Source organism: Puia sp., from assembly GCF_035546395.1.
Lineage (GTDB): Bacteria > Bacteroidota > Bacteroidia > Chitinophagales > Chitinophagaceae > Puia.
Genome location: NZ_DASZXR010000006.1, coordinates 190907 through 202952, shown reverse-complemented (window position 1 = coordinate 202952; position 12046 = coordinate 190907). Strand labels below are relative to the sequence as shown.

Sequence of the window (12046 nt, the reverse complement as noted above, 5' to 3'; positions counted from 1 at the left end):
GGGTGGGTTATCGTGTGGTCTCCTGTTGATCAAGACTTGTCAAAGTAACATTTAATTTTTTGTTTTTTAAAAAAATTTCGGGGTGGTTTGGGGTAAATTCCGGGGCGGTTCAGGGGCGGCGGCCCGGGGTAAATTTTGAGGCGTTTGGGGTAAATTTCGTGGTGGTCTGTGTTAAATCCGGTTGAGCGGGGGTGTGTCGAAAAGGTATACTCTTTTGGGGGAGTGATGGCGAGTGGGTGTGGTCGAATGGGGCGAGTGGGTAAAAAATGCTGCGGGCCGAAGTTTTGCAAGGATGAAAGAGTCAGGTGATAAATCCGGCGGGGCGGACGAGGGGTCGTCCGGCCGGACATATTACGCAAAATAAAAATGTCAGCGCTTTGCCCAAATTTTCTCGTGCCTATTGTAAGATACGTAAGGATTATTTTATAATACGACACACTGATCTATAGATACGCTGAGGGTATACGGGCTGTGCGGAAGGCATTGATTCAGAGAAGATTATCTTCGTTTTTGCGTATGGGTTACAGGAGAAATAGCCTAAATTGTCTTACCCCTCAAACCGCCGGAGAAATGGAAAACAAGATTAAAATCAACAGGATCAAAGCCGTCTTAGCAGAAAAAGATGTATCGCATAAGGAATTGGCGATGAGAGTCGGCATCGCGCCTAATAGCGTGACCAGAATCTGCAACAATGAATTTCAGCCCACTCTAAAGTTATTGCGGGAGATCGCGCTTGCGTTGGATGTGGATATCCGGGAGTTGCTGATCTCCACCCGGGTCCCCCAGTCTTCCCAGTAGTTATCTTATTTATTGTTTGGTGGAACTACCGTTCCCGTTTCCGGTCCGCCCGGGGCGGAATGGGGAATTGGGGAGAGGAGTGTGGAAGAAGTGCCATTTTTTTATAATGTGATGAATTGCAGCCTGATCTTTTAAGGAGGATGGTATCTTTAGGGCATGCGACCCTTATTCTTTCTTCTTTTTCTTATTGCCGGGCTGCGGGTATATGCGCAGGGACCTGATGATTTTTTTACCGATAGTCTTAAGAAGCGGCTTGCGGAGGCGCGAACGGTGCCGGACAAGGTGCATTTCCTGATGGAACTGGCGTCGGTTGTGGCCGATTCGGCGCAGCAGGAGGTGTATGCCGGTGAGGCGCTGATGGATGCCGAGCTGAGCCGGGACCGCCTGGTCATGGTGGGGGCGTATATCCGGAACGGCGAGCGGTATGGTAATAACCAGGGGCTTGCGGGCAACCTGGAGAAGGCGCAGCGCAGCTTTGAGCAGGCGGCGCAGCTGGCTAAGGAAGCGGGGCTTTCGAGGCTGCTGACCGACAGCTATGCTTCGCTTTCCTCGGTTTGGCGCAACAAGGGCGATAATGAGAAAGGCTTGGCTTACAGCAACATGGCGCTGGCCGTAGCGATCAACACGGACAATGATACGGCGAAGGTGCGGGCGTATGTTTCCCTGGCGAGCGCTTATCAGGAGATGAAGAACATGCCGCTGGCCTACGAGAATTATTCGGAGGCGATGGCCATCGCGGAAGAAGGCAAAAATGACAAATTATTACGGAGCGTATACTGGGGATTGAACTTTTTCTATGGGGCGATGCATGAGTACGGGAAGGCCATCGATGAGACGATGAAGGCCTATGCGCTGGATCGAAAGCTGTGGAGTGGCTACGAGATGCTCAGGGATCTCAACAGGGTGGGTGAGCTGTTTGGGTTCAGCAAGCAAGATGATCTCGCGCTGAAGGTGTATGAACACTCGCTTGCGCTTGCGGATACCCTGCATTATGGTGTTTTCAAGATCTACAGTTATTTCCGCATCTTCAACCTTTATTATGGGAATAAGCAGTATGTGAAGGCGGAGCAATATCTTCTTTCGAGGCCTGAGATGCAGAATTACCTCGTTCATTTCGGCTTTCGTTTTTATCCGCTTCAAATCCGGGCGGCGGCCTTGACCGAAGAGGGGCGGTATGACAGTGCCTTTTATTATTTCCGGGAGGCGGAGCCGTTGGTGCTTGCAGGAGCCAACACCGATGTAAGGATAGGCTTCTATCAATCCTTTGGGGATTACTTTATCAAGCGAGATCAGTATCCGGCGGCGATCGGCTATTATAAAAAGGCTTATGAGCTGGTTACTGCCGCGGAGGACCTGGAGTACCAGCAGATCCTTGCCGACACGTTGCGTAAGCTGTATGAGCGGGCGGGGGATTGGAGGGCTGCACTTACCTATACCCGGCTGGCGGGGGACGAGCGGGACAGCTTGCGGGCGAAGACGCAGGAGACGGAGCTGATGAAGCTGGAGGTGGAGACGGAGAACCGGCGGAAGGAGCGGGCGGCGCGGGACGAGGAGCTGAATACGGAGCGGCGGCACAATATCCAATATATGGGTTTTACGGCCGGGCTGGTGTTGCTTTTTATCAGTGTGGTGCTGTTGGGGAGGTTGCGGGTGCCGGTGCCGGTGATCCGGACGGTGGTGTTCCTTTCCTTTATCTTTCTTTTTGAATTCATCATTCTGTTACTGGACCGGAGTATCCAGGCCTGGACGCATGACGAGCCCTGGAAGGTGCTTTGTATCAAGATCGTGCTGGCGGCGGGGCTGGTGCCGTTGCATCACTGGCTGGAGCACCAGGTGATCCATTATCTCAGCCAGCGGCATAAGCCGGCGGTAGTTCCCACGCATAAAAAGAGTATTGTATGAGGGTGGTGATCGCGTTTGCCATTGTGTATATCGTTTGGGGGTCGACCTATTTCTTTATCCGGCTTTCGGTGCAGCATATCCCGCCGATGATGGTGGGGGTGTTGCGTTACCTGGTGGCAGGTGTGCTGATGCTCGCCTGGTGCCTGGTGCGGCGGGAGCCATTGTTCACGAAGGGGGTGATCGGTCCGGCCTTCGTGTCGGGGTTCCTGTTGCTTTGCGGGGGGAACGGCATCCTGATCTGGTCCGAACAGTATGTTCCGAGCAGCCTGGCGGCGGTGCTGCTGGCATCGGGGCCGATCTGGTTCGTGTTGCTGGACCGGAGGCAGTGGGGTGTGAATTTCCGGAGCAAGAGCACGCTGCTGGGACTTTTCGTGGGATTTATAGGGGTTTTGCTCCTCTTTTTGGAGCGGCTGCGGGGCGTTTCGGGGGTGAAAGGGAAATCCACGGTGGCGTTGCTGATGTTGATCGTTGCGTCGATCTCGTGGGCGGCGGGTTCCCTGTATTCCAAGTACCGGAGTGCGCCGGTGTCCAATTCTGTGAATGCGGGTTGGCAGATGTTGCTGGCGGGGTTGGTCTTTGTTCCCGCGAGCGGGATCAGCGGCGAGTGGGTGAGCTTCCATTTCCGGGAGGTGCCGTTATCTTCATGGCTGGCGATCGCTTACCTGGTGACGATGGGGTCGCTGGCGGGTTATAGCGCCTTTGTCTGGCTGCTGCAGGTGCGGCCCGCCACGCAGGTGAGCACCCATGCCTATGTCAACCCGGTAGTGGCGGTGCTGCTGGGGGGCTTTTTCGCCGGCGAGAGCCTTTCGCCGATGCAGCTATCGGGTCTGGCGGTGATCCTCACGAGCGTGCTGCTGATCAACCTTGCGAAGTACCGGGGAAAACTTCTTATGTCTAAGTAACAGATATTGTTGTCAAATGTCCCGATTTCAAACAGAATCGGCTATAATTTGTTAATTTTCTGCCATGGATCATCGAAGTCTTTTGGAGCAGGCCGAGCATTATGTCAGGAGTAGTTACGACACGAATGTGAACGAGAAGCTGTATTACCACAATCTGCGGCACACGGAGAAGGTGGTGGAGGCGGCGACCCAGATCGCGCAGCATTACCAATTGAGCGATGTGGATTTTTTTACCGTATGTGTGGCGGCCTGGTTCCATGATCTCGGGTACCTGACGGGGGGCGCCCAGGGGCATGAGGAGCGGGGTGCGCGGATGGCGCAATCGTACCTGGAAGGAACCCCGGTGGAATTCGGGGTGATCGAGGCGATCAAGCGGTGTATCGTTGCGACCCAGCTACCGCAGCGGGCGGTGGGTCTGATGGAGCAGATCGTCTGCGACGCCGATCTTTTTCACCTGGGGACGGACGAATTTACGGAGCGGAACAAGCTGATGCGGAAGGAAGCGGAGGCGGTGCAGGGGAAGAAGATAAGCAAGGAAGAATGGCGGCGGAACACGATCCGGTTCCTGGAATCCCACCAATATTACACCGACTACTGCCGGCTGCTGCTGAATGAAAAGCAGCATGAGAACCTGATGAAGCTGAGGGCGAAGGACCCGGAAGCGCCGGAGAGTGGGATCAACCCGATCAATTCGCTGTTGCGGGAGCATGGGCTGGAACGAAGCGAGGATGAGGAGGTGCAACCGGTGGACAAGAAAAAGAAGGATAAGAAAAAGGACCCGGGCCGGGGGATCGATACGGTTTTCCGGATCACGTCCAACAACAACCAAAAGCTGAGCTCCCAGGCCGACAGCAAGGCGCATATTCTCATCCAGGTGAACGCGATCATCATCTCGGTGTTGCTGAGCCTGCTGTTGCGGAAGATCGAGGACCATACGAATCTTGCCATTCCTGCAACGCTATTGCTCGGGGTGAACCTTGTGACGATCGTCTTTTCCATCCTGGCCACGCGGCCGCATATTCCGCCGGGTACTTTCAACCAGGCCGATCTCGATGAGAAGAAGGTGAACCTGCTGTTCTTTGGGAATTTCTACAAGATGAGCCTCGAGCAGTATGCCAATGGGATGCTGATCATGATGGACGACCGGGATTTTCTTTATGGCAGCCTGATCCGGGACGTGTATTTCCAGGGGATCGCACTGGGGAAAAAGTATCGTTGGTTGCGGCTTTCCTACAATGTGTTCATGTACGGGCTGATTGCATCCGTGCTTGCTTTTTTGATCGCGGCGCTTGCTTTTCCGCAGGCGAAGTAAAATTATCAGCGTGCAAAATTCAGTCATTCATATCGTCAAGGAGCTGGAGGGGGCGGGGAAGGTAGATTCGCGGCTTTCCTTCGACGGGTTTATTCATTTTCTGAAGCGGCGCCGCCAGGCGGACCGGACGATGCGGGTCAAGTTCCTGGATTTTGTCATTCATTATTTCGAGGAGCGGCTGCAGGGGAAGCAATTCCTCGACGTGGAAGAGATAGGCCAGTACAGCGATCTTTTCGAGTTGGTGTATACCGTGTGTTTCCCGCCGGTGGCCGACGAGCGGGAAACGGCCTGGGCGCTGGGGGTACCGGTGAAGCCGATCATCATTTACGGCACCGACTTTTTTTACAACCAGCTGCGCGATCCCGAGACCCATGCGGTAAAGGCGTGTATGATCGATGAGCAGGACCAGGTGCGGACGAAGGTAAACCTGGAGCTGATCTATTCGATGATCCTGCTGCAATGTTACAATTATACGCTGCCGGCGGGCAGTACGGTGATCCGCAGCCTTCGCAACCAGGAGACGGGATTGCCCGGGTATTACCGGCTGAACATCGACAGCAGATTCGTCGAGGTGTCGGCCAAGAACAAGCTTCCACCGTTTGACCCATCGCAGCTGGACACGAAGCGGCCGGTGAAAGAGGTGATCGACCGGCTGTTGGAGCATCTGCCGTTGGAGTGCTTTGTCTTTTCGGGGATCTCGGCGCTGACGGTGACGGATGTCACCGAGGAGTATGTGGTCGACAGTGTCAAGAATCTCATCCTGAATCCCGATGCCTGTGACGAAAGCAATCATCATTCGGAGGTGCTCCGATACCTGACTGTCCTTGCCGGCACCAAGGACGTGAGCTTTGGGCTTTTGCCCTTGTTGCAGGTGAACGGGCGGGCGGTGTACTCGGAGAGCAGCTGTTATCACAGTATCATCGGCGAGTCGGCCGAAAGCGGGGAGGAGGATACGGAGAAGATCTATCTGGCGCTGATGGATGAATATTTCAAGCATCCGAAGCAGGTGTTGTATGAGACCCTGCCGGAACCGGCGGCGGGTGAACACTTCTTTTTCGGGACCTTGAGGCAGGCGGGCGTCGTGTCTTATGCGATGGTGCCGGTGTATTATAATAACCGCGTGGCGGGGGTGCTGGAAGTGTCTGCCCGGAAGGCGGGCGTCCTGACGGCCGATCTGCTGGCCCGGCTGGATGTGCTGATCCCGTTGCTGGCGCAGCTGCTCCAGCGGGGTATCGACGAGTTCGAGGCCGATCTGAAGGCGATTGTGAAGGAGAACTTCACGTCGATACAGCCGGCGGTGGAATGGAAGTTCAACGAGGCGGCCTGGCATCATGAGCGGATGCGGGAAATGGGGAAGGAACCGGCGAGGATCGAGACGATATATTTCAAGGACGTATATCCCCTGTATGGGGCCGTCGATATCCGGAATTCGACGATCGAGCGGAACAGTGCATTGCGCCGGGACCTGCAAACGCAATTCCGCCTGTTGACGGAGACGTTGTCGTCGTTGCAGAAAGTGGTGGAGTTGCAGCTGCTGGACGAGCTGCTGCACCAGGCGCAGAAGTGGGAGCAGGCGATGAATGGGGCGTTGACGACGGCCGATGAGCTGAACCTGAACAGTTTTCTGCGGGACAAGGTGGATTTTTTCCTCCGGCATTTCCGGGAGACGAGACCGGATCTTGCCGATCTGATCACGCCGTACCTGCAAGCGACGGAGGAGGCGGAGGGGGAGGCTTTTGTCAACCGGCGGGAACTGGAGACGTCTATCCAGCTGGTCAACCGGACGGTGAACAGGTGGCTGGAGGAAACGATCGCGGAATTGCAGAAGTCCTATCCGTTCTATTTCGAGAAGTTCAGGACCGATGGGGTCGAATACGATATTTATATCGGGCAGTCTATATCGCCGATGCGGCCTTTCGACCTGTTGTACCTGCGTAACCTCCGGCTGTGGCAGCTGAAGTCGATGGCGATGATCGCGAGGGAGACGCATAAGCTGTTGCCCGAGATGGCGACGCCTTTGCAGACGACGCAGTTGATATTCGTGCATTCGACGTCGATAGATATCAGCTTCCGTAAGGACGAGCGCAGGTTTGACGTGGAGGGGGGCTATAATATCCGCTACCAGGTGGTGAAGAAGCGGATCGACAAGGTGCGGGTGCAGGATACGAATGAGCGGCTGACGCAGCCGGGGAAGATCGCGATCATTTATTTCAATGATCGGGAGGGGGAGGAATATGAGGGGTATATTAAGTATTTGCAGGAGAAGGGGGTGTTTGCGCTGGAGGTGGAGCATTTGGAATTGGAGGAGCTGCAGGGGGTGAGCGGGTTGCGGGCGTTGAGGGTCGGGGTGCTATGGTAGGGGGGCGGGCTTGCGCGGGGCTTGGATGCGGCCGCCAGCTCGCGGTGGGCTTGGATGGGATGATGATGAATAAATCTATGATACTTGTGGTTGCTTTGTCTTGTGTGGCTACCGTCTCGTGTGGTGGGGGCCAGCAACCCAAGGTGAAGGAGGATGCGAATGCGGTGAAGTCCGGCGCGCCGGCTGTGCCGTCGCCGCGGGGGTATGATCTTGGCGCGCCGAAGAAGACGGTGCTGCCTGAATCGTTGCATGAGATCTCGGGGATCAGTTTTTTGCGGAGCGACCTGGATACGTTGTATGCGATCGAGGATGAAACGGGGCGGCTGTTCTATTTTCACCTGGGGGATGGGCGGTATCGGAGCTGGAAATTCGGCAAGCATGGCGACTATGAGGATGTGACGGTGCTCAACCATTCCGAATTCGTGGTGTTGCGAAGCGATGGGAGTCTTTTCGTCTTCCCGGCCAGTATGGTCCGGAGTGCGGATAACAAGGGGGTGAAGGTGTATGAGCATATCCTGCCGAAGGGGGAGTATGAGGGGCTGTATGGCGATGAAGGAAAGCTGATCGCGCTTTGTAAGAATTGCCCCGGGGATGATCAGCGGGACGAGGTATCGGGGTATGTATTGCAGTATGACGAGAAACATGTGTTGAGGGTGAGCGACCATTTTCTTGTGGAGGTTTCCCGGAAACATCTGAAGAGTATCCATAAGAAAGTAAAATTCCATCCGTCGTGTATCGCGAGGCACCCCGTGACCCATGAGTGGTATATCATCTCCTCGGTGAACAAGGTGTTGCTGGTGTTGGATGACGGGTGGAAGGTGAAGGAGGAGTTTGCTCTCAATCCCGACCTATTCAAGCAACCGGAGGGGCTGGCTTTCGATGTGAGGGGGAATATGTATATTTCGAACGAGGGGGTGCAGGGGAATGCCAATATCCTGTACTTTCCTTACAAGCCTTAGACAATTCACGATCATGAGAAGAATAGTACGAATCATCAGCCTGGCGTTAGTTGCGGGTGGGGGGATATTAACGGGGTACGGCCAGTCCGACCCGGTCGTTCAGCGGATGTTCCTTGTCGGGGATGCGGGGGAGCTGCGGGATGGGCATCATCCGGTGTGCGACTGGCTCAAGCAGCACGTCGACTGGAATGACAGCAGCAATGTGCTGGTGTATCTTGGGGACAATATCTACCCGCACGGCATGCCGGCCGATGGGGCTGCGGACCTCGACATGGCCCGGAGGATACTGGACTACCAGGTGTCGGTGGTGGCCGGGAAGGCGGCTAAGGCCTTTTTTGTCCCGGGCAATCATGACTGGAAGCAAGGGAAGATCGGCGGCTGGCAGCAGGAGAGGAACGAGGAGGCGTATATCAACGGGCTGGGGATGCCGAATGTCAGGCTTCTGCCTGGCGATGGCTGTCCGGGTCCGGTTGCGGTGCCGCTGGGCAATAAGATGGTGCTGGTGTGCATGGACAGCCAGTGGTGGCTGCAGGAAAAGAAGGAACGGCCGGGTCCTCAGTCGGCATGCGATTGTAATGACCCAAAATCGATCGTCAATGGTTTGCGGGATATTGTGAGCTTGTACCCGGACCGGCTGATCGTGCTGGCTATGCATCACCCCTTTTACACCCACGGCGAGCATGGTGGCTATTACACGCTGAAGCAGCATATCTTTCCCCTGACCGATCTGAAGCCGGGGTTATATATTCCGCTGCCGGTGATCGGCTCGATCTATCCTGTGTCCAGGGGGGTCTTTGGGAATGTCCAGGATACCCGGAACCCAAGGTATAAGGAGATGAGGGATGCGCTGGAAGAGGTTATCCACGGGCATTCGAATATCGTTCATGTTGCGGGCCATGAGCATACTCTACAGCTGTTGCAGCATGACAGTGTGTACTACGTCGTGAGCGGGGCGGGTTCAAAGAATACGCGGGTGAAGATGGGAGCGAATTCATTGATGGCCCGGGAGGAGATCGGGTTTGCGACGATCGAGCTTCATGCCAGCGGCAAGAGCGAGATCAGATTTTATAATGTGGGTGCGGGAGGGCTTGACCAGTCCTTTTACTCGGCCGCGGTACCGCAGTTGCTTCGACATGTCGATACGACGGCGATCGTCCGGAATTTCCCGGATAGCGTAACCGCGGTAGGTGACCCGGAGTTCCTGGCCGGGGGGTTCAAGCGCTGGTTGCTGGGGCCCAATTACCGGAAGGAGTGGGCGGCGCCGATAAAAGTAAAGGTCTTCGATATGACCGGCTGGACTCCCTTACAACGGGGCGGGGGCAGTCAGACGAGATCGTTGCGGATACTTGCTCCTGACGGCAAGCAATATGTCCTGAGAGGGGTGAAGAAATATGTCGACGACCGGGCGCTACCGGAGGCGGTGCAGGGGGATGCGTTTGTCCGGGATATCGTAAATGATGGGGTATCTGCTTCTTATCCGTATGCTTGCCTTTCGATACCACCATTGGCCCAGGCTCTAGGGGTACCGCATGCGACACCCCGGCTGGTGTATATTCCTGATGATCCCCGGCTGGGAAGGTTCCGAGCCGACTATGGCAATCTATTTGCTTTCCTGGAGGAACATGAGCCGGGGAATGGAAAGAAGACCTATAACATGTGGGACCTCGAGCGACTGTTAAAGGAGGATAACGACAATGTAATCGATCAGCAGGCGACGCTGCGAGCCAGGATGCTGGACATGTTTGTCATGGACTTCGACCGGCATGAAGATCAGTGGCGGTGGATGGCTGTGGATAACGGTAAAGGGAAGACGTTGTCGCCAGTACCGCGGGACAGGGATCAACCTTTCTTTATCAACAATGGTTTTCTCAGCTATATCGTAGGGTCAGCATGGGCCGTCCCGCAGTTACAAGGTTTCCGGGCGAAGGCCAGGAATATCATCGCTTTTAATTATGCGCCGCGCAATTTCGACCGGAATTACCTAAATGAGCTGGGGGAGAAGGAATGGCGGGATATGGCGGAGGAAGTCGTCGCGACGATGACCGATACGTTGATCGGGTCGGCGTTGCGCCTGCAGCCATCGACTATTCGAGGGTATTCATTGGACTGGATCATCGCGCAATTAAAGGAGCGGCGGAAATATTTTGTCGGGGAAATGATGAAATATTATACGTTTCTTTCCAAGAGCGTCAGCATATACGGCAGCGACAAGCGGGAATTGTTCGATGTCGAACGGCGCAACGGAGATTCGGTGATCGTGAATGTCTACAAACTGAGCAAGGAAGGCAATCCCGGAAAGAGGCTGTATAGCCGGAGTTTTGCTTCGGACGTGACGGGAGAGATACGGCTCTATGGGCAGGGCGGGGATGATCAGTTTCATATACATGGCGAAGAGGGAGGCAGAACGATCGTGCGGATCATCGGCGGGCCGGGGAATGACGATTTCCGAAATGAGGTGCGGGCTCCGGCCGGCAAGACAAGGATCTATGACCTCAATACGGAAAAGAATTCCTTTGAGGGCACCGGGGCTGAGCGGAAGTTCCTGTCGGCGAGCCCTTCGGTCAATGAAGTCGTCCGGATGGGCTATGTCGGTAACTCGGGACTGGGATATCATTATAATGTGCTTGCCCCGTTGCTCAGCTTTGCCTACAACCCCGATGACGGCGTATTCATCGGCGCGGGATTCCGGTATACAACAAATGGGTTCCATAAGGATCCTTATAAGACCTTGCAGATATTTACGGCAGAACATTCGCTGTCGACAAAAGCGTACGCTTTTAAATATTCGCTGGAGGCCATCAAGGCGATCGGTTCGCTCGACCTGTTGGTCAACGCAAGGGTGCTCGCTCCGAACAATACGATCAATTTTTTTGGATTTGGGAATGAATCGGGTTTTGACAAGCACACGAAAGAGGGGATACGATATTATCGGGCGCGGTATAACAGCTATGATCTCGACGTGCAGCTAAGGAAGCGATTTGGATCGGTATTCTCGTTCTCCGCCGGTCCGGCCGTGCAATATTTTAAGCTGGACAGCACTGATAACTTCGACCGATTCGTCAACCAGACGGCCGTCAACGGGTTGGATGCGAGCCAGCTTTATCGCGACCGGGCCTACGCCGGCGGCCGGGCGACGGTGGTGATCGATGACCGGAACGACAAACTATTTCCTTCGAGGGGTATTCTTTGGGAAACGAAATTCGGGTCTTATGGGGGTCTGAACGACGCCAGCCGGGAGTATTCGCAATTGAACACCGACCTGGCCTTGTATACGAGCTTTAATACCAGGGCCAATTTTGTCATCGCCAACCGGGTAGGTTGGGGCAAGAGTTTTGGCAACTATGAATTCTACCAGGCGCAGACCCTTGGAGCCCTGGAGAATCTGCGGGGGTATCGCAAGGACCGGTTTACGGGCGGGGAGGCTTTTTATCACAATATCGATCTGAGGATCAAGCTGGCGGAGTTCAATACCTACCTGTTCCCGGGTTCTTTTGGGATGGTGCTTTTCAACGATGTGGGGCGGGTATGGCAGGCCGGGGAGACGAGTCGCCAGTGGCATGACGGGTATGGGGGAGGGTTCTGGATCAGCCCGTTAAGCCGGTTGGTGTTCTCGGCGAGCTATGGGCAGGGGACGGATGGGGGTGTGGTATTAGTCAAACTTGGTTTTCAATACTAATGGCGCCTGGGCGCGATTTGGCTAATGATGGGCCTTCGGCCGGCGGACCCTTGATCCGCCAGGGATGGGTTTGGGCCATCCGCGCTGCGTATTAACATATAAGGAACGATTACAATAAATTAGACCCGGGTTTCGTTC

At 55.1% G+C, this 12046-nt stretch carries 7 protein-coding genes; all 7 read left to right on the top strand.

What is annotated here, in order from left to right; genetic code table 11:
• The first annotated feature begins 570 nt into the window (after window positions 1–570).
• Entirely contained in the window at window positions 571–798 is a 228-nt protein-coding gene (locus VHE34_RS07230; protein WP_325586181.1) for a helix-turn-helix transcriptional regulator, read from the top strand.
• Window positions 799–954: 156 nt separating this feature from the next.
• Window positions 955–2700, top strand: coding sequence for a tetratricopeptide repeat protein (locus VHE34_RS07225; RefSeq protein WP_325586179.1), 1746 nt, complete (start codon window positions 955–957; stop codon window positions 2698–2700).
• Window positions 2697–3602 (top strand): EamA family transporter, encoded by a 906-nt coding sequence (locus VHE34_RS07220; RefSeq protein WP_325586177.1) that lies wholly within the window; start codon window positions 2697–2699, stop codon window positions 3600–3602. Before VHE34_RS07225 ends, VHE34_RS07220 begins: the two co-directional genes overlap by 4 nt.
• 64 nt (window positions 3603–3666) lie before the next feature.
• On the top strand, window positions 3667–4914 hold the full coding sequence (locus VHE34_RS07215) for a Pycsar system effector family protein (protein WP_325586175.1): 1248 nt from the start codon (window positions 3667–3669) through the stop codon (window positions 4912–4914).
• Between the two features lie 10 nt (window positions 4915–4924).
• Window positions 4925–7273 carry a GAF domain-containing protein gene (locus tag VHE34_RS07210; RefSeq protein WP_325586173.1) on the top strand — a complete coding sequence of 783 codons (2349 nt, stop codon included), beginning with the start codon at window positions 4925–4927 and terminating at the stop codon, window positions 7271–7273.
• Window positions 7274–7350: 77 nt separating this feature from the next.
• A complete protein-coding gene (locus VHE34_RS07205) occupies window positions 7351–8232 on the top strand; it encodes an SdiA-regulated family protein (RefSeq protein ID WP_325586171.1) in 882 nt (293 codons plus the stop codon).
• Between the two features lie 13 nt (window positions 8233–8245).
• A complete protein-coding gene (locus tag VHE34_RS07200) occupies window positions 8246–11908 on the top strand; it encodes a BamA/TamA family outer membrane protein (protein WP_325586169.1) in 3663 nt (1220 codons plus the stop codon).
• The last annotated feature ends 138 nt before the right edge of the window (window positions 11909–12046 follow it).

Coding starts and splice junctions, on each gene's coding strand:
- VHE34_RS07230 (WP_325586181.1), top strand. CDS start 571: ATGGAAAACAAGATTAAAATCAACAGGATCAAAGCCGTCTTAGCAGAA.
- VHE34_RS07225 (WP_325586179.1), top strand. CDS start 955: ATGCGACCCTTATTCTTTCTTCTTTTTCTTATTGCCGGGCTGCGGGTA.
- VHE34_RS07220 (WP_325586177.1), top strand. CDS start 2,697: ATGAGGGTGGTGATCGCGTTTGCCATTGTGTATATCGTTTGGGGGTCG.
- VHE34_RS07215 (WP_325586175.1), top strand. CDS start 3,667: ATGGATCATCGAAGTCTTTTGGAGCAGGCCGAGCATTATGTCAGGAGT.
- VHE34_RS07205 (WP_325586171.1), top strand. CDS start 7,351: ATGATACTTGTGGTTGCTTTGTCTTGTGTGGCTACCGTCTCGTGTGGT.
- VHE34_RS07200 (WP_325586169.1), top strand. CDS start 8,246: ATGAGAAGAATAGTACGAATCATCAGCCTGGCGTTAGTTGCGGGTGGG.